Source organism: Arcicella lustrica, assembly GCF_034930985.1.
In the GTDB taxonomy this organism is placed as follows: domain Bacteria; phylum Bacteroidota; class Bacteroidia; order Cytophagales; family Spirosomataceae; genus Arcicella; species Arcicella lustrica.
This window is the reverse complement of the sequence record NZ_JAYGIM010000006.1, coordinates 242,654-262,223: the sequence shown is the minus strand read 5'-3', so window position 1 is coordinate 262,223 and position 19,570 is coordinate 242,654. Positions and strand designations below refer to the sequence as shown.

At 35.3% G+C, this 19,570-nt stretch carries 17 protein-coding genes; 4 read left to right on the top strand and 13 right to left on the bottom strand.

Annotated features, from left to right (window positions below; all coding sequences use genetic code 11):
* Nucleotides 1–150 precede the first annotated feature (150 nt).
* Nucleotides 151–858 (bottom strand): protocatechuate 3,4-dioxygenase subunit beta, encoded by a 708-nt coding sequence (pcaH, locus tag VB798_RS08860; protein WP_323258047.1) that lies wholly within the window; start codon nucleotides 856–858, stop codon nucleotides 151–153.
* A 141-nt stretch (nucleotides 859–999) separates the two neighbouring features.
* Here pcaH and VB798_RS08855 point away from each other — a divergent pair, with 141 nt between their 5' ends.
* Nucleotides 1,000–1,902 carry a helix-turn-helix domain-containing protein gene (locus tag VB798_RS08855; RefSeq protein ID WP_323258045.1) on the top strand — a complete coding sequence of 301 codons (903 nt, stop codon included), beginning with the start codon at nucleotides 1,000–1,002 and terminating at the stop codon, nucleotides 1,900–1,902.
* A gap of 185 nt (nucleotides 1,903–2,087) precedes the next feature.
* On the opposite strand, the gene VB798_RS08850 is transcribed toward VB798_RS08855, so the two are convergent.
* The 7 genes from VB798_RS08850 to VB798_RS08820 form a co-directional block, all read right to left on the bottom strand.
* Entirely contained in the window at nucleotides 2,088–3,464 is a 1,377-nt protein-coding gene (locus tag VB798_RS08850; protein WP_323258043.1) for an alkaline phosphatase family protein, read from the bottom strand.
* Nucleotides 3,465–3,670: 206 nt separating this feature from the next.
* Nucleotides 3,671–4,882 carry a metabolite traffic protein EboE gene (eboE, locus tag VB798_RS08845; RefSeq protein WP_323258041.1) on the bottom strand — a complete coding sequence of 404 codons (1,212 nt, stop codon included), beginning with the start codon at nucleotides 4,880–4,882 and terminating at the stop codon, nucleotides 3,671–3,673.
* A 3-nt stretch (nucleotides 4,883–4,885) separates the two neighbouring features.
* Nucleotides 4,886–6,043, bottom strand: a complete 1,158-nt coding sequence (locus VB798_RS08840) for a 3-dehydroquinate synthase (RefSeq protein WP_323258039.1) — start codon at nucleotides 6,041–6,043, stop codon at nucleotides 4,886–4,888.
* 32 nt (nucleotides 6,044–6,075) lie between these two features.
* Entirely contained in the window at nucleotides 6,076–6,957 is an 882-nt protein-coding gene (gene eboC, locus VB798_RS08835; RefSeq protein WP_323258037.1) for a UbiA-like protein EboC, read from the bottom strand.
* A 3-nt stretch (nucleotides 6,958–6,960) separates the two neighbouring features.
* Nucleotides 6,961–7,980 carry a TatD family hydrolase gene (locus VB798_RS08830; RefSeq protein WP_323258035.1) on the bottom strand — a complete coding sequence of 340 codons (1,020 nt, stop codon included), beginning with the start codon at nucleotides 7,978–7,980 and terminating at the stop codon, nucleotides 6,961–6,963.
* A 126-nt stretch (nucleotides 7,981–8,106) separates the two neighbouring features.
* Nucleotides 8,107–8,922 carry an EboA domain-containing protein gene (locus VB798_RS08825; RefSeq protein ID WP_323258033.1) on the bottom strand — a complete coding sequence of 272 codons (816 nt, stop codon included), beginning with the start codon at nucleotides 8,920–8,922 and terminating at the stop codon, nucleotides 8,107–8,109.
* Between the two features lie 84 nt (nucleotides 8,923–9,006).
* The gene (locus VB798_RS08820; protein WP_323258031.1) at nucleotides 9,007–9,690 is read right to left on the bottom strand and encodes a recombinase family protein; all 684 of its coding nucleotides are present in this window, start codon (nucleotides 9,688–9,690) and stop codon (nucleotides 9,007–9,009) included.
* A gap of 492 nt (nucleotides 9,691–10,182) precedes the next feature.
* Here VB798_RS08820 and VB798_RS08815 point away from each other — a divergent pair, with 492 nt between their 5' ends.
* Genes VB798_RS08815 through VB798_RS08805 form a run of 3 tightly spaced genes read left to right on the top strand, consistent with a single transcriptional unit; the run spans nucleotide 10,183 to nucleotide 13,302 of the window.
* A complete protein-coding gene (locus VB798_RS08815) occupies nucleotides 10,183–11,157 on the top strand; it encodes a lipid A deacylase LpxR family protein (RefSeq protein ID WP_323258030.1) in 975 nt (324 codons plus the stop codon).
* Between the two features lie 43 nt (nucleotides 11,158–11,200).
* Nucleotides 11,201–12,160, top strand: coding sequence for a D-2-hydroxyacid dehydrogenase (locus VB798_RS08810; RefSeq protein ID WP_323258028.1), 960 nt, complete (start codon nucleotides 11,201–11,203; stop codon nucleotides 12,158–12,160).
* Entirely contained in the window at nucleotides 12,157–13,302 is a 1,146-nt protein-coding gene (locus VB798_RS08805; RefSeq protein WP_323258027.1) for a glycerate kinase, read from the top strand. The genes VB798_RS08810 and VB798_RS08805 overlap by 4 nt, the downstream gene beginning before the upstream one ends.
* Nucleotides 13,303–13,333: 31 nt before the next feature.
* Here the strand turns inward: VB798_RS08805 and VB798_RS08800 are convergent, their stop codons facing one another.
* From VB798_RS08800 to VB798_RS08780, 5 genes are all read right to left on the bottom strand, one after another.
* A complete protein-coding gene (locus tag VB798_RS08800) occupies nucleotides 13,334–13,864 on the bottom strand; it encodes a YceI family protein (RefSeq protein ID WP_323258026.1) in 531 nt (176 codons plus the stop codon).
* Between the two features lie 54 nt (nucleotides 13,865–13,918).
* Entirely contained in the window at nucleotides 13,919–14,548 is a 630-nt protein-coding gene (locus tag VB798_RS08795) for an alpha/beta hydrolase (RefSeq protein ID WP_323258025.1), read from the bottom strand.
* A 16-nt stretch (nucleotides 14,549–14,564) separates the two neighbouring features.
* Entirely contained in the window at nucleotides 14,565–15,503 is a 939-nt protein-coding gene (locus VB798_RS08790; protein WP_323258024.1) for a ring-cleaving dioxygenase, read from the bottom strand.
* A gap of 177 nt (nucleotides 15,504–15,680) precedes the next feature.
* Nucleotides 15,681–18,092, bottom strand: a complete 2,412-nt coding sequence (locus VB798_RS08785; protein ID WP_323258022.1) for a glycoside hydrolase family 127 protein — start codon at nucleotides 18,090–18,092, stop codon at nucleotides 15,681–15,683.
* A gap of 34 nt (nucleotides 18,093–18,126) precedes the next feature.
* Complete coding sequence (locus VB798_RS08780; protein ID WP_323258020.1) at nucleotides 18,127–19,560, bottom strand: APC family permease; 1,434 nt, start codon at nucleotides 19,558–19,560, stop codon at nucleotides 18,127–18,129.
* Nucleotides 19,561–19,570 lie beyond the last annotated feature (10 nt).

Genomic DNA, 19,570 nt, shown 5'->3' with positions numbered 1-19,570 from the left:
ATTTCAGGTATCGGATTTCGGATTTATTTTACGTATTACCAAAATAGCCTTTAAACTTTCGTCAGCACTAATTATTAAAATCCTTTAATACAATATTTTAACCTACAAAAAAGCTGATAGCTCATTGCTCAAAGCTGAAGGCTAAAAAGCTTACTGCTTCTCAAATGGCGTTGCGTTATTTCCTCTCAAAACAAAATCAAAGCGATAACCCAAAGCAAAACTTGGTTCAGTGATACTCAAATCAAAAGATGAAATCAACAATTCACGACCTTTTGGAGGTACTCCCAAGAAAATTGGGTCATATTGCAAAAGTGGGTCACCCGGAAAATACATTTGCGTTACCAAACGGTTGGTAATATTTGCCCCAAACAAAGAGAAGTGAATATGGTTGGGTCGCCAAGCATTAAAATGATTTCCCCAAGGATATGCACCTGGCTTTATCGTATAAAATTTATAATTCCCTTCGGCATCCGTCATACATCTACCAGCACCCAGAAAATTCGGGTCGAGCGGAGCTGCGTGCTGATCCACCTTGTGGACATAACGACCAGCGGCATTCGCCTGCCAAATTTCTATCAAAGTATTTGGAATGGGTTTTCCATTTTCATTCATTACTTTACCATGCACCACAATTCTCTCTCCCAAAGGCTCGCCGTTGTTGATAGCATTTTTGGTTAAATCATGGTCAAATTCACCTAAATTAAAATCACCAAAAATTGGCCCGCTCAATTCAGATAATGATTGCTTTAATGGAATCAAAGGCTTACTTGGAGCTCTTAAAATCGTTGACTTATAGTCAGGCGATAAATAAGGTGGATGTACTTCCCTGTCGAAAAGGTTATAAATAATATTGCTCATATTTTTGTATTAATTATATACAAAAATAGATTATTTCAATGAAGTGAATCTTGTAAAAAATGACATATATCTTGTAAAAAACAAACATTTATCACATTTTTACCATTAAATACCCTAATGGATAGTATTTTTTAAACATTTATGAAAAAAGACTTAGTAAATTTTAGAGGATTGTACGGAGAGAATCAAACAGATTCTTTAGCAGATTATATTCACATCGAAGAGCTTGAGGTAAGGAGTAAATTATATGACTGGGAAATCACCGAACACTTGCATACAGATTTATATCAGATTTTTATATTTCCAGAAGGCGAAGGACTTTTAATTTCTGAAAACACAAAAATCGCTTTGAATACACCATCCATTTTGATGATTCCGCCCAATACTTTGCATGGCTTTGTATTTCAGTCGAATATGGTTGGCGATGTACTTACTTTTTCACAGTCTTTTGCAGAAAGTATTTTTAAAAATTCACAGCATATTGTTTTAGAAATCAGTCGTTTAAAGCAATTTACATTTGAAGAATCCTTAGAAGTATTTGAGTCGTTGAAGCAATTAAAACAGCAAATAGCCGCAGAGTTTATAGCCGAAAATCCTGAAAAACAGCTTTTTATGTCTTCATTATTTCAGCTACTTTTTATGCACTTATACCGTTTGAGCGTAGCCGTAGAACATCAAATTACGAAATCAGATAATAGAACATTACATTATTTTCAATCATTTCAGAAGCAAATTAAGCAATCATTTCACGAATCAAAATCCGTAACAGAATACGCCAAAGAGCTGAATATCACAGCCGTACACCTCAATCGAGTGTGCCAAACCTTAGTCCAAAAATCCGCTTTACAAATTATTCACGAGTACATGATTAACGAAGCTCAAAAATATTTGTTAAACACGTCCTACACCATTGCCGAAATTTCCTATTTCTTAGATTTCAAAGACCCAGCTTACTTTACACGATTTTTTAAAAAACAAACTGGCTTTTCTCCAAGTGAGTTTAGGGGAAGAGTTTCGCCGAATACTTTATCCGAAAAGCTTTAACTAATTAGATAGAGCCAAATACTAATCTCAATTTGGCTTAATGTCGATTTCTGATAAGTAACAGAGGAAATATTATTAAAGGATGGACTTTATCACGTCTTTGAAATTACTTCAACTAACGGTTTTCAATAAGGCTTCCAATTACGTCTGCATTGCGGACGTAATTGGAAACTGTTTATATCGTTTTATTCTTCTCCTCCAAACAAAGCCTTCCAAATCACATCATACACATCTGTAGCGATAATTTCGCCGTCACCAATTTTCTGGTCTGAAATTAGTATCGGATAATATTCTTTACCGATATTGATACCTCCATGAGAGCCTTTTACTAAGGTAGCATCTAAAGGTATTACATCCATCAAATACCTGAATCCTAATAGTTTACGAGCTAATTTATAGGCTGCCCGTAACTTGATAAATGGATTGGCTGGATTCATAAACATCTCAACTGGGTCATAACCTGGTTTTCTGTGAATGTCCACCAAGCGAGCATAATCAGGAGCTTTGGCATCGTCTAACCAATAATAATAAGTAAACCAGCTATCTGCATCCGCCATAACTACTAAATCTCCAGAACGTTCGTGGTTGAGATGATGTTCTTTTTTACCTTCTTCATCCAAGACTAAAGCAATGCCTTTGGTATTTTCTAAAATACTTTTTACTCTTGCTTTTTCGCTTGGGTCGTTGATATAAATGTGGGCAATTTGGTGGTCTGCAATGGCAAAAGCTTTAGAAATTCCTGCATCCAATAATTCATAATCACGTTCAACTCGCACAGAAATCAATCCATTTTCACGTAAAATTCTATTGATATGAACGGGATTATTAACCGTATTGATGCCATATTCAGATAAAATAATGATGTTGACATCTTGGGCTTTGTAATGATTCACCAAGTCTTCGACCAATTTATCTACTTCACCTAATTCTTTATGAATTTTAGAAAAATCGACCCCTAATTTTTGTAAACAGTAATCTAAATGAGGCAAGTAAATCAAAGTAAGTGTTGGGTCGTGGGCTTTATCTACCCACACAGAAGCATCTGCAATCCATTTTGAGGATTTGATATTGGCATTGGGTCCCCAAAAACTAAATAATGGAAATGTCCCTAAATCTGCTTGAAGTTTATCTCGTAAATCTGCTGGTTGTGAATAGCAATCGGGAGCTTTTACGCCGTCAGCGTGGTATTGCGGTCTCGGAGTAACGGTATAGTCTGCCGATGAGTACATATTATACCACCAAAACATTTTGGAACAAGTAAAATTGGGATTCTTACGTTTGGCTGCTTCCCAAATTTTTTCTGCTTTTACAATCTTGTTCGACTGCTTCCAAAATTTATGTTCGTTATCTTCACGGTCATACCAGCCATTTCCTACAATTCCGTGAGTATCAGGGAATTTCCCTGTTACGTAACAACTTTGTGAAGTAGTGGTAACAGCAGGGAAAACGGGTTTGATATGGGTAAGTTGATGTTCTGAAAGGTATTTTTTGATGAATGGAGTATATTCTCCGATGACGCTTGTGCTTAAACCAACGACATCTATTACAACTGTTTTTTTCATATAGCTGTTAGCTTTAAGCTCTGAGCCGTGAGCTTTGAGCTTTTTGTTTTAAATAAGTTTTGTAGCTGTGAGCTTCGAGCAATGAGCTGTGAGTTTTATTTATTGTGTTTACTGATGGCATGACTTGAAGTCATGCCATCAGTAATTCTTCATCACAAGTAATTGAAAAAACTAAAAGCTAATTGCTCAAGGCTCATAACTAAACACTAAAGCAATCCCTTCACCCAAGTAACTTCACGGGCAATTGATTCATTTAGTGGTACTTGCACTTCTGGCGGTAAAACACCCCAAGTATAAGTTTCAATTTCTAAATGATTGGTAAATGGCTTTTGTTTATGAATCGCAATCGTATCTACAATATCAGATTGTGTTGATGAAAGTTCGCCGTATTGTTCTATAAACAGAGGTACGTGAAAATGTACTCGCCATTCTTCATGTTTCCCTGTTTGATAGTCTTCAATAGCAAGGTTCAAATCTTGATATTTTTCAAAAGTTCCATCTGCTTTTCTGGCAATTACTTGGTGCAAATAACTGGCTTCATCGTACTGAGCGATGGCTTTTAATTTTGTCTCAGCATCATTTTTAAAGTCAACTTTTATGGCAGAACTAATCTGAATTTTGCCGACTGCAATATTAGCTTTTGCTAATTTCTCCACTACAACTTCTGGTTTTTCATAGCTTACTGCAAAGTGACAAACATCATAACATAACTGAATATGTGTATGCAAAATCGCCAATGTTTCTTCGGTTGAAATTCCTTTTTTTGCAAAGTATTCAATGGCAATTGGTCTTAAATAATCTTCGTACCAAGTGATAAATTCCGTAGAATTTTCTAAAATTCCATCTGGTTCTGGTTCAATGTCCAAATGTAAAACTTTACCCGTTGCTTCTTTGATGGCGATTAATTCGTCCAAAACTAAAAGCATATTTTTTGTGGCTAAAGTAGTGGCATGATGAAGTGTTTCTAAAGGATTTTCACTTTCAACTTTCCACCAAAAACGATAAGAAAGCGGCGAAGTAGAAATTCCTCCTTCTTGCATATCGGCTGGTAATAATTTCGCCAAAAGCTTGAACATTCGGATGGAATACTGTACTCTATCATCTGTCGTCCAGTCGGGTGCGTGTACTTGGTCTTTTACAACTACATCATGAAAACCGCCATAAGGAAAACCATTCATAGTAAAAACGTAGCAATCATTTGCTGACAACCAATTTTGAAAGGCTTCAAAATTAGCGGCTTCCGACAAATCGATACTTGCTTGATTCGCCAAACGCAAACCAATTCCCATCGAAGCGTTTTTGCTAACTGAATTTTTAATTTCAGGAATGCTACTTTGAAGTACCGAAAAATGATGTTTCCAATCTTCACCAGGATGAATATTACTACAATATGTTAAAAGTCCGAATGGGGTTTTCATAATTTATGAGCGTTTTTCGAGATAATCTACGGCTTGTTTTACCAATTCAAAATCAATTTCGTGTACTTCAATCCCTTTGCCAAGTCCTTCTAATAAAGTAATGGTAAGGCGTCCTCCCAAGTGTTCACGGAATTCGTTTAAGCCTTTCCAAAGATTGATTTTATCATTTTCTGCCAAAGCTGGATGATATAAATCAAAGCCCAGATTCTCTAAAACTAATAAAATTCTATCTAAAGCATCTTCCGAAATCATGCCTTTTAAGAAGGAATAAGCACAATCTAAAGCGATACCAATGGCAACGGCTTCGCCATGACGAATTTCAAAATTGGTAAGATATTCTAATTTATGAGCCGCCCAGTGACCAAAATCTAAAGGACGAGCAGAACCACTTTCAAAAGGGTCGCCACTTGAAATGTGTTGAACGTGTAATTCTGCGCAACGGAAAATTTGCTCATTCATCGACTCTTCGTCACGATGTGCTAATAAAACAGACTTGTTTTCGAGCCATTCAAAGAAAGCTAAGTCTTTGATTAAGGCTACTTTAACCGCTTCAGCAATACCTGAACGCCAATCTCTGTCGCTCAAAGTTTTCAGGAAAGTACTGTCATTGAAAACCGCTACTGGCGGGGCAAAAGTGCCAAGGAAATTCTTTTTCCCGAAGTAATTTACACCATTTTTTACCCCAACTCCTGAATCATTTTGAGAAAGTACTGTCGTAGGAATACGAATATGTTTTACGCCACGATGTGCAATTGCCGAAGCGTAGCCCGTCATATCTAAAAATGCTCCACCTCCAATAGCTGCCACAAAAGAGTGGCGGTCGATACCATAAGTATCAATGGCACGAAGTGTTTGAGCTAAATAGATTTCATCATTTTTTACTTGTTCTCCACCCGGTAAGACTAAAATATCGGCTACTAATTCAATTTCTTCTTGATTGGCGAAGTAATTTTTGATAGCTTCTTGTAGATATTGATGATTTTGGGCAACGCCTTCGTCGATGACAAATAAGATTTTCTTACGAAATTGGTTCGCCCCGTAATGGTTGCCAAAATTGTTTAAGAAAGTAATTAAAGTAGTATTTTCAGGAGCGAAAAGATTTTCGGTAAATAAAATATTATACGAAAACTGAACCTGAAAGCTTTGCTGAATCTGAGACATTTATTGTAAGAGTAAAAATCGAATTTATTAAATTAAGTAACTGCGAAAATCTTCGCCAATTTCATTGAAAAAGGTAATAAAGCTAAAACACACAAAGCCAGTATCCAGTTTCCTGAAACACTTACCCAAGCGGCATCCATTACGATAAGCGAGAGCACTCCAGCCTTTACAGCTTTGCCAATATTCGGACCGATTGGATTTGAAATAGCAGTAATTAATGGTTTGAAAATCAAATAAATATGCAATAATACAAAGCCAATGGCGAATAAAAAGTAGCCTAATTGATAAGCGAAAAGTAGCTGAGAAATGCTAACAAAAGCGTATAAAAATCCTGCAAAATATAAAGTTTTTTGACTGCCTCCATGTACTTCTCCACGACTAACCATCGTAATAGCAGCAATGTAAATTACTGGAATTACGCCCAACCACCATAAAGACGCTGGAGCAGTTGCTACGGCTGACATTCCTAAAATAAGGTTTCCACCACGACAAAGTCCCATATTGATTGGACCTAAAATATCATGATGTTTTCCGAAACGATTATAGACTAAAGCTAAAATAGCCACAGCAATAGCAATGAGTCCGCTTTGAGTACTGTTGAGAAAAGCCGCTACAATACCCATTAAAAGCCAAAAGCTACCCCATAAGGTAGCATTTGTTTTACTCACTTTTCCACTTGGAATTGGTCGTTCGGGTCGTTCGATGGCATCTAATTCGGCATCAAAAACATCATTAAATACAATTCCACCGCCGTATAAACCTTTAGTGGCGATGGAAAGTAAAATGACTGTTTTAATACTGGCGATGTCAGTTGAAAAAGTAAAACCAGCGATAGAAATTCCGGCGAAAATATCCGCTACGGATGTTACAATATTGGCAGGTCTTAGCAGTTGGAAGTATGCTTTTATATTCAAAATCTAACGAATGATTAAGGCATTTTTATCGACTCTCGGCTGTTGTCCACCTCTCAAAATCGTATTGCCATTATATTTTAAAGTTTGGTCAATTTCTTGTGGATTTTCAAAATCTTCCACATTAATTTGTCCGCTTTGTGCAAAAGCATCAATCGCATTTTGATAAGTAACCAAACGAATATCATGGTCTGAAATTCCTTTAATTTTCATCAAAGCGGCTGTTTTTGGTATTGCCAATGGGTCACTGATGCCCCAATCGGCAGCAGAATTAATCATAATTCTTTCAGAACCGTACTGTTTTACTACTTCTACCATACGCTCATTTCCCATTTTGGTAAATGGATAAATGGTAAAAGCTGCATAAAAACCTTGGTCTAAAACACTTTTTACAGTTTCTTCATTGTTATGATCGATGATAACCATTTGTGGATCAATGCCATGTTCTAGGGCAATAGCCATACTTCTTTCCGTTCCTTTTTTCTTGTCACGGTGCGGAGTATGAACTTGTACGGGCAAACCAGCTTCTTTGGCTAACTCTAATTGTAAACGATAATACTTTTCTTCGGCAGCAGTTTGGTCGTCAAAACCGATTTCACCAACCCCTACTACGCCTTCTTTGTATAAATACAATGGTAAAATTTCCATTACTTCTTCCGCAAGCGCTTCGTTATTGGCTTCACGAGAGTTCAAACCAATAGTACAGTAATGTTTAATACCAAACTGAGAAGAACGAAAACGCTCCCAACCAATCAAACTACTGTAATAATCTTTGAAAGTCGAAAGTCCAGTACGTGGCTGACCAAGCCAAAATGCAGGTTCAATAATTGCCACAACACCAGCATCAGCCAAAGCTTGATAATCGTCTGTTGTGCGTGAAGTCATATGAATGTGTGGGTCAAAAAATTTCATGTCTTTGATATAATCCATAAAATTTACTTGCACATTCGTTGCCGTTGCCAATTCTTCGGCTGTTCCTTCAAAATGAGAAGGATTTTTGGCTATTTCATTATGTTTTTGACACATTTTTTTAGTGGCTAATGGCTCAATTCAAGATTTTACACACAAAACCGTTCTTGAATTATGCCTAAATTTCAAATAAAATACTTATTTATATATCCTTTATTATCGGAGAGTTGAGTAGCTTCTCTCCTACTTTTCTAATTTTTTCCAAGTAATATTGTCTTCTCCCAAGTCATTAATAATAGAAACATACTTGATTAACAATGCTTTAGCTGGTTTAAAAGCGGTTTCTTTACAAACTAAAATAGCAGCAATTTGATTTTCAGAATTATCAGTTTGCAACAATTTTTCAATGTCTTTCAAAATTTCTTCATTCAAAAAATTAGGTACTAATCGCCAAACTTGGGCAGGAACTGAGCGACCAGCCGCCCAACGTTCATGGGCAAAATCGGAAAGTGTATCAGCTAATTTCTGGTTAGCTCTTTCCGCTAAACCTTGAATTAAATGAATCGGTTTATCATTAAAAATACATTTTAACACCAATTGATTCCATTCTGCTTCAGTAAAATAAGTAGCAGGAAAAGTATTTCTAAAAGCCAAGGAATCGAAAATCAAACCGATATTCGAGCGAACTGCTTCTGTCGCTCTGTAAATCCATTTCTCTTGGAAAGCCAAATAAGGTAATGCAGAATAAAGTGCTACTGCTTCGTTGATTTCGGCAGTATCAAAAAGTGCGTTGATATTTTTGAGATACGTTTCTTCAGCATCATGCGGAATAGACAATAACAAATAAACTCGTGTCAGTCTATCCAGTGTCCATTCGTGAAGTATATCTTCTTCATCAAAACTTACTTGTACTGTTTTTTTCGATACAAATCTTGGTGCGGCTACAAAGGCAGTTAAAATATTTTTGCTATCGCCTGAAGTTTTACTTACAATCCAATTCTGTTCTTTTTCTGAAGTGTTTTCTTGGATAATATTCAAAAGTTTGCTGACTATACTCACAATATCTATTGTCTAAATAATAAAAAATAATAATTATCAAAGGTAAGAAGCCTTTCTTAAATTTAACTTAATAAAAGTCATTGTTTAAGCAAGATTTATCTCTTTTTGCCTTTTTATCAAATACCAAACCGTTGAACGGTTGAACAGTTTACCTTTAACGGTTCTAAAACCAAAATTATTGAGTTCTTGGGCGATACTTTCCAAAGTATATTCATCACGATTATATCTAGCAATCATCCCACTTGCCATTTTATTATTAATATTTTTAATGGCTTTTTCTCTTTGCATTTTTCCGCCAAGCTCACGAGTTTCCTGTGTAAAGTACTGCGGATTGCCCATTTTCTCGCCTCTTTTTTTCTTGGCTTCTAAAGCTACTTTTGTTCTAATACTGATAATTTCTCTTTCTCTTTGGGCAAAAATCGCATAAATTCCAAGCGTAACTGTATCAGTATCAGGCAAATCGCAACTTTTAAAATTATCACCCAGTATTTTTTTCAATTTGAAAATATGTTCAATGTCACGACTTAAACGATCTAATTTTGCTACGATAAATGTATATTTATTTTCATTGCACAATTTTATGGCTTCCATCAATTTCGGACGATTTTCAATATCTTTTCCGCTGATGGCTTCAATAAATTCATGCTCAATTTCGGCTTCATCAATTTTTGCATAATGTTCAATGATGGCTCGCTGGGCTTCTAAACCCAAACCTGAACGCTCCTGCCCTTTTGTAGAAACTCTTAAATAACTGACATATTTTTTCATAGCATTTTATTTTTCTGAATCTAGGAATTGTTGCTTAAACATTTGATTATCAGACTGAAATTGTCGAAAAATCAAAATTTCAATTTGCTGAGATTTTAATATTCATTTTCTGAATGAATATTGATATGAAATGTTGGATTCTCATCGGCTTTGGTTTGAATTTTCAGAAAGAATCTTTTCTCTGAATATGTCACATTAATAAAACTGAAAATAGTCGGATGCTTTTTCACGTTTAAGCAAAGATAATAAGCTTTGTTTAAAATCTTAGAGGGTCATATTAGATTTTAAACAAAAGTGCTAAAACCCAGATTTTATTTTTCGAGTGTTGATTTTTCACTTTTTTTTAACTAAATGAATTTTATTTTTTCAAAATGGATTATTGTATTTATAATCCTTTACTGATAATATTATTTCTTGTTCTATGACAATGTTTAGATGTAGTACATTTCCCAAATTTGAAATGTCAAGAGAAATATTCAAATTTTAATCGTCATGAGAAAAGCTATCCAAATTTTAAGTATCATTTTTATTTTTACCAATACTTTAATTGCCCAAAAATCAGAACCAAGATTTCTGTTTAGGTTATATGAAGACAATGACTTTTTTAATATTCGTGGTATCGGGACTGACGAAGCCTACAGTAACGGCACGAGGTTTGATTTGTTTTATACCAAAAAACATGAATCGAAATTTTTTGTAGATAAATTATTGCCGAAAGCGGGTGATAGTACAATAAATGTTTTTGGTTGGGGATTGACTCAACTGATGGTAACTCCGAGAGATATTACTAAAACTGAATTTCAACCAAATGATTATCCTTTTGCAGGTTCATTATATGTTTCGCATACTTTGTACTCTTATAATCCTGAAAAGAAATATGATTTTCAAACAGAAGTGATTGCAGGAGTGAGAGGTCCAGCTGCATTGGCAAAACGAACTCAGATATTTGCGCACAAACTAATTAATGATAGAACTCCAAGAGGATGGGATAATCAATTAGCCAATACTGTAATTTTCAATGTCAATTTTACGGCTGAAAAAGAGCTATTTCATTATCACAAATTTGTTGAAGTAATGGTAGGAGGAAGGGCGACTGTTGGCAATATGCTGAATTCATTGACAGTATTTCCAATGGTTAGAATCGGGAAATTCAGTCCGTATTTTCAAGGGTTTTTGAATCAATATGGAAGTAAATCTAAACGATTTAAGAAATTTCAAGCTTATTTTATCTTTAAACCAGAAGCCTCATTTATCGTAACCAATAAGTTAATGAATGGAGAGTTGAAAAACTCACAAACGGCTGTATTTGAGAATGATATAAGAAATTGGTTCGCCGAAGTTTCGTATGTAGCAGTGATTACAAAAGGAAATTTCGGGATTTCATATACCCAAAAAGTAGCAAGTGCTTATAAAAAAGGACTCTATCGCCACAGTGTTGGAAATCTTTCATTGTATTACAATTGGTAAATTAATTAGCTTTGTGATAATTATGAATTATTAACAAAGCAAGATGAAAATAGTAGTTTTAGATGGATTTACTTTGAACCCAGGAGATTTAACTTGGGATACTTTACACGCTTTAGGCGATGTGTTGATTTATGATAGAACTTCTCCAGAAGAAATTTTGGAGCGTTCTTTGGATGCAGAAATATTACTCACGAATAAAACACCATTAAGGGCAGAGGTTATTTCTCAGTTAAAATCTTTAAAATACATTGGAGTACTTGCTACTGGCTACAACATAGTTGACATTGAAGCCGCTAAAAATCAAGGAATTTTTGTAAGTAACGTGCCAGCTTATAGTACAGATTCGGTGGTGCAATTAACCTTTGCATTGATATTAGAACTTACTTTGCACGTTCAAAAACACAGCGATGCAGTTCGTGAAGGGAAATGGGCAAATTCAAAAGATTTTTGTTTTTGGGATTTTCCATTGATAGAACTAGCAGGAAAAACAATTGGCATCATAGGTTTTGGAACTATTGGGCAAAAAGTAGCTGATGTTGCTACGGCATTTGGCATGAAAGTAATTGCTAATAGTCGTCGACCAACCGACCAATCTCATCGTAAAAATTTTAAGTGGGAGAGCATAAGTACTTTGTTAGAAGAATCAGATTTTGTAAGCATTCATTGTCCGCTTACAGCTGAAACGCAAAGTTTGATGAATCGGGAGAATTTACAAAAAATGAAAAGTTCAGCCTTTTTAATTAATACTTCTCGTGGACCAATTATCGTTGATGAAGATTTGGCAGAGGCTCTCAATAATAATACAATAGCAGGAGCAGGCATCGACGTACTTTCTGTAGAACCGCCTCAAAAAAATAATCCATTATTTACAGCACAAAATTGTATTATTACGCCACACATCGCTTGGGCTACGAAAGAAGCAAGGACTAGATTATTAGCGATTGCGCTTGAAAACATCTCGGCTTATCAATCAGGAAATCCTAAAAACGTTGTGAATTCATGAGAATATTGATTGCTCCCAATGCCTTTAAACATAGTTTGAATGCTAAGGAAGCTTCAAAAGCCATTCAAAATGGTTTTGAGCGAAGTCACTTAGATTGTATTTGTGAATGTTTTCCGATTGGAGATGGTGGCGATGGAACAGGTGAATTAATCATTAGTCATTGTGATGGAATTGTCATTTCGGAAGAAGTGTTTGACCCGCTCATGCGAACCATTCAAGCAAATTATGGTTTGACTGATAACAAGAAAACAGCAGTGATTGAAATGGCGAGTGCTTCAGGCATTCGTTTGTTAAAAAAGGAAGAATTAAATCCTTTAGAAGCTTCAACTTTTGGTACAGGATTGTTGATTAAATCAGCTTTAAATCAAGGAGTTAATAAAATTGTATTAGCTGTAGGAGGCTCTGCTACTGTTGATGGAGGATGCGGAATTTTAGCTGCTTTAGGAGTAATATTTTTGAATCAAAAAGGTGAAAAATTGTCATGTTTACCTAAAGATTTAATCAATTTGGCCAGCATTGATATTACTCATCTTGATAAACGAATACTTGATTGTGAAATCGTTATTTTATCAGATGTAAAAAATCTTTTATTGGGCGAAAATGGTTCAGCCAAAGTTTTTGGTCCACAAAAAGGAGCGACGAATACTGATGTTGAATTCCTTGAAAAAGTACTTATTAATTTTGCTGATGTGATTTATCGTCAATTTGGAAAAAGTATTGCTAATTTGGAATATGGTGGAGCAGCTGGTGGTGTTTCGGCTGGTTTAGCAGGTTTATTGAATGCTAAATTAGTAAATGGAATTGACGCTTTTTTGTCATTAACTAGATTTGACGAAGCATTGAAAAGAAACGATATTGTCATTACTGGAGAAGGAAGTCTTGATAGCCAAACGCTTCAAGGGAAAGGACCTTTTGGTGTTGCCGAAAGAGCAAAAACTTTGAATATTTCAGTAATTGGTTTGGCGGGCAGAGTGCCTTTAGAAGATGCAGAGGCTTTAAAACCACATTTTGATGCTGTTTTTGTGATAGGGAACGAACCAACCGAATTAAAAAATGCCATCGAAAACACGGCTGAAAATCTAGCTAGAACGGCTGAACAAATTGCTAATTTATTAGCTATTAGTCATAAAAAAATGGGATAATATGTTCATCAATATTATCCCATTTTTAATATTAAGCTTGTTTCACTAACTGAATATTTGCGATTAATTTTACTTCTTCACTTACTAATACACCGCCTGCTTCTGTTGGTGCGTTCCATGTTAATCCAAAATCTTTACGGTTAATTTTTGCTGTTAACTCAAAACCAGCTTTTACATTTCCCCAAGGGTCTGTTGCTGTTCCACCGTACTCTACTGATAATTTTACAGATTTTGTAACATCTTTAATCGTTAAATCTCCAATTAATTCAAATTCTTCATCGTCTGTTTTTACAAATTTTGTAGAAGAAAATGAAAGCGTAGGATATTTTTCAACTTCAAAAAAATCAGCACTTTTCAAGTGTCCGTCACGTTGTTCGCTGTTAGTATTGATAGAATCTACTTTTGCTTCGAATGATATTTTTGCATTTTCAAAGTCGTCTCCAGCTTCAACAGTTCCGCTGAATTCTTTGAAATTTCCTGTTACAGTTGTGATTACTAAATGTTTAACTTTAAACTGTACTTCTGAATGTGAAGGGTCGATTGCCCAAATGGTAGTTGACATGATTGTTGTTGTTTAATGTTGTGAATATGATAATTAATGTTGTGAATATGATAATTAATTTTCTTTGAAAATATATTGATTTGCTAAATTGATTTCCTCGAAAGAAATTGAATGCTGTTTTCCGTTAAATACTTCCGAATGAACATTCGAATTAAAACTTTTTAAGATACTTATACTTTCTTGAACTCTTGTTAAAGGTACATGCGGGTCAGGATTTCCAGTTGAAATCAAAATGGGTGTTCCTTCAAAATCACCTTTATATCGTTCTGTAATCAAGGTTTCTCCAATTAATCCACCTGTAAAAGCGACTGCTCCACCATATTGTTGAGCATTTCTTGCAAGGTATTCTAAGGTAAGACAAGCACCTTGTGAAAAACCTAAGAAGTAGATTGAATCGGCGGGAATACCCGCCTTTTCAATATCTTGTACCAAATCATTTATTACACCCAAGGCAGAATCTAAAGCAGGCTGATTTTGTACTTCGGGTGCCATAAAACTGTATGGATACCAACTTCTTTGCGAAGCTTGTGGAGCAAAAATTGCCATTTCCTTAAGATTCAAATGCTCTTTTAAAGTAACAATATCTTGAGCAGAACCACCACGACCATGAATCATCACAATCGCTTTTTTAGCTTTCTCGACGGAAATACCTGTGGTTAAAACTTGTTTACTATGTAAATACATAATTTTAAATGGATACTTAATCCAGTTTTGGAAGTGTTTTTTCGATACTATCACGATACTTTTCGTATTGTGCTGGCAATTTTAAATTTAAGCCTAGTTCTTCTAAAGATTCATCCACAGTGAAACCAGGATTATCACTCGCAATTTCAAAAAGTACTCCACCCGGTTCACGGAAGTACAATGAATAGAAATAATTTCTATCGATTTTCTCCGTGATTTGTAAACCAGCATTCATTACTTTTTTACGGAATTCCATCAAAATATTGTCGTCACTTACTCTGAATGCTACGTGGTGAACAGAACCTTTTGAAACATGTCCAACTCCTTCGCCCGGTACTTCTACTAAGTCAACAATGGCTGCTTGTTCAACCGCATCGGTTACAAAACGATAACGATTTACATGTTGTTCTAGTAATCGATAACCGAAAATATCTGTTAAAACTTTAGCGGTAGCTTCAATGTTGTTACTTGTAATTGTTACACTATGGAAACCTAAAGTAGCATGTTTCGCTGTTACTTCACTGGTTTCAAAAGGAGTGCGAGTATCAGCTTTTTTAGGAACAATCAATTCAAATTTCAAACCATCTGGATCCAAGAAAGTAAGATATTGTTCTCCGAATTTTTCTGCTACTTTGTTATAAGTAACGTTATTGTCTTCAAATCTTTTTTGCCAGAATTCAAGACTTCCTTCTGGAACAGCGTAACCAATTTCTGTTGCTTGACGAGTACCACGACGTCCTTGTGGAATTCCATCTCCCCAAGGGAAGAACGTAAGTACAGTTCCCGGTTCACCTGTTCCATTTCCATAATAGAAATGATATGTATTTGGGTCATCGAAATTGACAGTTTTTTTAATCATTTTCAATCCCATTACTCTTGTATAAAAATCAAAATTTCTCTTTGCATTTCCTGCAATAGCAGTGATATGGTGCAATCCATTTATTCTATTTTCCATAATTGTTTTCTTTTTTGTTGATACAAAGTTATCTGCTCGAATATTGATTTCTCTTGAACTAGGACAAGAAAACACAAGAATGAAAATATTTATGAAAAGTCGCTAAAAAGAAAAATAGCTTATTATTCACAAATTCAATATGTGAATAATAAGCTATGATTTTTGGATTGAATGAAATTACTTCACCTTCCACTCATGAATTCCAGCGGCATTGTCTTTTGATAATTGTACTTCTAATTTCAATGCTTTTGTACTTACTGGTTCAAATTGAATATTATTGAATTTATCTTTAGCGATAGCGTCTTGAGAAATCACTTTTACAGGAATCCATTCTCCATCTTTTTGATATAAAATTCTCCATGAAGTTGGTAAATAACAACCTCCCCAAGGACTATCGTCGAACCAATAAACATCAGAAGATGAAACCGTATAAGTTTGGTCGAAATCATATTGAATGAATTCTGTAGAGTTTTTCTTTGGCCACCAGTGGAAAAAATTACCACTTCTATCGATTGAGTTTTCGGCATCATATTGGTCGTTCAATGCTTTTAACATCATCGGACTTTTAATTGAAGCCGATACTTTACTTTTGCTAGCAATGGTCGGAGCAGGCTTTGGTTTTGATGCTGAAGCTTCAAAAGGAATCCAAACTTCCATTTCAGAAGAACCACGATTTGCCCATGTATAATATGGAATGGCCGTTACTTTTTGCTGTGTTTTAATTAAATCGTTACTGTTGACTTGTCTTTTTGTAGAAGAACCTTCCATTTCTAAAGTCATAATTCCATTCAATAAGCTGGCTTGAAAGTTTGGAATTATTGTAGCATTTTTATCAACAACAAGGTTTAATACAGAAGAATCTGCATTGTCAATTCCTTCCAAACAATAAACAAGTGGACCTCTTTGCAAAGCAAATCTTTTTAAATCTGCTTTTACGCTGTCTTTTGCTTCAATTTTCTTCACGTCCATTGGCAAATCTAAACTAAGTTTATCGCCTTTTGTCCAAGTACGATTTATCACGGCATAACCTTTTTCGATAGAATAATTGGCAGGCTTTCCATTTAGCAAAAGGGTGAAATCGCTTACTTTACTTTTATCTTGATACAAATCGCCTTTAATTGGTTGATTAATTGCCCAACCCGGAATACGAATGTGAATATTGAAATTTGCTTTTTTAGCAGGATTAATCGTAAACTCATCTTTGCCAGACCAAGGATAATTCGTTTCTTGATGAATGGCTACTTTAGTATTAGTTAATTGAATATCGGCATCGCCACCCACAAATAAATTGATATACAAATCATTTTGATTTTGTGCATAAGCATAGCCGGGAACTGAAGGTAAAAAGCGAGTCATGTTAGAAATACAGCAAGCACAGTCGTACCAAGTTCTGCGCTGATGTTGTCCCATCGAAGCCAAGGGATTTGGATAAAAGAACTTGTCGCCTGTCAGAGAAATACCAGAAAGTAAGCCATTATAGAGTGTACGTTCTAAAACGTCAATATATTTGGCATCTCCGTGAAGCAAAAACATTCTATTATTCCAATAGACATTGGCAATGGCTGCACAAGTTTCAGCGTATGCACTCATGTTGGGTAAATCATAATCTGCGCCGAAAGCTTCGCCATTCCCTGTTGCTCCAATTCCACCTGTGATATAAATCTTTTTGTCAACAACATCATTCCAAATATCATCAATGGCACTTAAATATTGCTTATCACCAGTCAAAGCTGCAACATCAGCCATGCCCGTGTACATATAAGTTGCACGCACAGCATGACCAACCGCCGTGTGCTGATCAATCACTTTTTTGTGCGATTGACTATACTCTTGGTTTAAATGTCCTTCTTTTCCTCTTAAATCCAGAAAGAATTTGGCGAGCGACAAGTACTCTTTTTTACCTGTTACTCTGTATAATCTTGTTAAGCCAGTTTCTACAATTTGATGACCTGGAAAACGTTCTTCTTTCCCCCAACCAAAAGTTTTTACTAATAAATCAGCATTTTTAATGGCAATATTCAAGAGATTCTTTTTTCCTGTAGCTTGATAATGCGCTACGGCAGCTTCATACAAATGACCAGCATTGTATAATTCATGACTTAAGTCCTCTTCTTTTTCCCAACGTTTTGAACCAATCCATTCATGTGGTTTGGCAATGTTCATGGTTCTAAAAGTATATAAATAGCCGTCAGGTTCTTGAGCCGCTCCGATATTACTGATGAGCGTATCTAAATATTTTTCAAGCGAAGCGTCTTTTTTAGTTTGTAAACTATAAGAAGCTCCTTCAATTACTTTGTATAAATCTGTATCGTCAAAAGTATAAGTAGTACTTTTTTCAACAGGCATTTTGCCTGCCGCTTTCGCAAAGTTGTCTATCCTTCCCGTGATTTTACATTGATTTAAAGTATAGGGAATGGTTACTTCTGCATTGATTTTCATTTTTGGCAACCAAAAATTGTCTTTAAAATGTACTTGCGTAAAAGTAACAGGCTGAATCGGATAATCGTTTTTTTGCGCATTTATACTATTTGCCCAACATAAGGAAATAGCGAAGATTGCTATGTTTTTTTTGAAAGATAGTATTGACATATTTTTTGAGTGTTTTATGGCAAAAAAGAATCCATTACTTTTTCTTACCGAGAAAAAGATAATACGCAGGAATACCTAATAATACAATTATCAAGCCCGGTAAAGTATGTGAAGGTTTGTAAATCAATAATGAAATACAAATAATAGATGCTGAAATGATGTAAATAAGAGGCAAAATAGGATAGCCAAAAGCCTTGTAAGGACGAGGTAAATCTGGTCGAGTAATGCGTAATCTGAAAATACCGATGATGGTTAGGATATAAAAAATAAGTACAGCAAAAATTACATAGTCTAATAATTCTCCATATCGACCACTCAAACAAAGTATTGAAGCCCAAAAACATTGAATCCAAAGTGCTTTTTCAGGAACGCCATTTTTATTGAGTTGTGCTACTTGTTTAAAAAAAAGTCCATCTTTTGCCATGCTATAATACACTCTAGCACCTGATAAAATCAAGCCATTATCACAACCAAAAGTAGAAATCATCAAAAATACGGCAATAACGATCGTGCCAATTTCTCCAAAAATATGCTGTGAAGCAACCATCCCAACACGGTCATTTTCGGCAGTGGCAATTTCTTGTAAAGATAAAACACTTAAATACATTACGTTACAAAGAAAGTAAGTTGCGGTAACGATAAGTGTTCCTAAAAATAAACTTAAACCAATATTGCGTTCTGGTCTTTTGATTTCCCCAGCGATAAAAGTAACATTATTCCAAGAATCACTGCTGAATAAACTACCAACCATACTGGCGGCAATCGCTCCCATAAAAGCCATATTGGAGTATGGTAAAGAAGAAATTCCGTCAAATTGAAAGAATGAGAAACCTGTTTTCCAGTTTGCTTCCCAAATTTCTTTTTTGGCTGCTAAGGTAAATCCAAAAATTATCAGCCCGAATAATGCGATAATTTTAATAAGTGTCAGTACTGTTTGAATGGTTTTTCCTTCTTTCACACCACGAGTATTGATATACGTCAGGAAAGAAACCATTAAAATAGAAGTAAGTTGAGCAGCAGAAATTTGGAACAATCCAACATCCAATAAGATGTTTTTTTCGCTGAGAAAAGGGAAAATATAGGCTGAAAATTTACTAAAAGCCACACCAACAGCTGCAATTGAACCCGTTTGAATGACGGCAAAGAAACTCCAACCATATAAAAAGCCTACAAGTGGATTGAAGGCTTCTTTTAAATAAATATATTGTCCGCCAGCTTTGGGAAACATGGCGCTTAATTCTCCATAACTTACTGCAGCAGTTAGGGTTAATAACCCTGTAATCAACCAAATAACGAGTAACCAACCCGCTGAACCGACGTTACGAGTAATATCGGCACTTACAATAAAAATACCTGAACCAATCATAGAACCCGCAACAATCATGGTGGCATCTAATAAACCTAGTGAACGTTTAAACGTACTTGAACTTTGTTCAGAAGATACTTCTATGGGATTTGCGGGATTCATATTGTTAAGG

Bases quoted from the DNA above. Each gene is read 5' to 3' on its own strand.
- VB798_RS08830 (WP_323258035.1), bottom strand. From the start codon at position 7,980: ATGTGTCAAAAACATAATGAAATAGCCAAAAATCCTTCTCATTTTGAA.
- VB798_RS08790 (WP_323258024.1), bottom strand. From the start codon at position 15,503: ATGGAAAATAGAATAAATGGATTGCACCATATCACTGCTATTGCAGGA.
- VB798_RS08780 (WP_323258020.1), bottom strand. From the start codon at position 19,560: ATGAATCCCGCAAATCCCATAGAAGTATCTTCTGAACAAAGTTCAAGT.
- VB798_RS08805 (WP_323258027.1), top strand. From the start codon at position 12,157: ATGAGAATATTGATTGCTCCCAATGCCTTTAAACATAGTTTGAATGCT.
- VB798_RS08855 (WP_323258045.1), top strand. From the start codon at position 1,000: ATGAAAAAAGACTTAGTAAATTTTAGAGGATTGTACGGAGAGAATCAA.
- eboE (WP_323258041.1), bottom strand. From the start codon at position 4,882: ATGAAAACCCCATTCGGACTTTTAACATATTGTAGTAATATTCATCCT.
- VB798_RS08820 (WP_323258031.1), bottom strand. From the start codon at position 9,690: ATGAAAAAATATGTCAGTTATTTAAGAGTTTCTACAAAAGGGCAGGAG.
- VB798_RS08850 (WP_323258043.1), bottom strand. From the start codon at position 3,464: ATGAAAAAAACAGTTGTAATAGATGTCGTTGGTTTAAGCACAAGCGTC.
- VB798_RS08800 (WP_323258026.1), bottom strand. From the start codon at position 13,864: ATGTCAACTACCATTTGGGCAATCGACCCTTCACATTCAGAAGTACAG.
- VB798_RS08810 (WP_323258028.1), top strand. From the start codon at position 11,201: ATGAAAATAGTAGTTTTAGATGGATTTACTTTGAACCCAGGAGATTTA.
- VB798_RS08785 (WP_323258022.1), bottom strand. From the start codon at position 18,092: ATGTCAATACTATCTTTCAAAAAAAACATAGCAATCTTCGCTATTTCC.
- VB798_RS08795 (WP_323258025.1), bottom strand. From the start codon at position 14,548: ATGTATTTACATAGTAAACAAGTTTTAACCACAGGTATTTCCGTCGAG.
- pcaH (WP_323258047.1), bottom strand. From the start codon at position 858: ATGAGCAATATTATTTATAACCTTTTCGACAGGGAAGTACATCCACCT.
- VB798_RS08815 (WP_323258030.1), top strand. From the start codon at position 10,183: ATGAGAAAAGCTATCCAAATTTTAAGTATCATTTTTATTTTTACCAAT.
- VB798_RS08840 (WP_323258039.1), bottom strand. From the start codon at position 6,043: ATGTCTCAGATTCAGCAAAGCTTTCAGGTTCAGTTTTCGTATAATATT.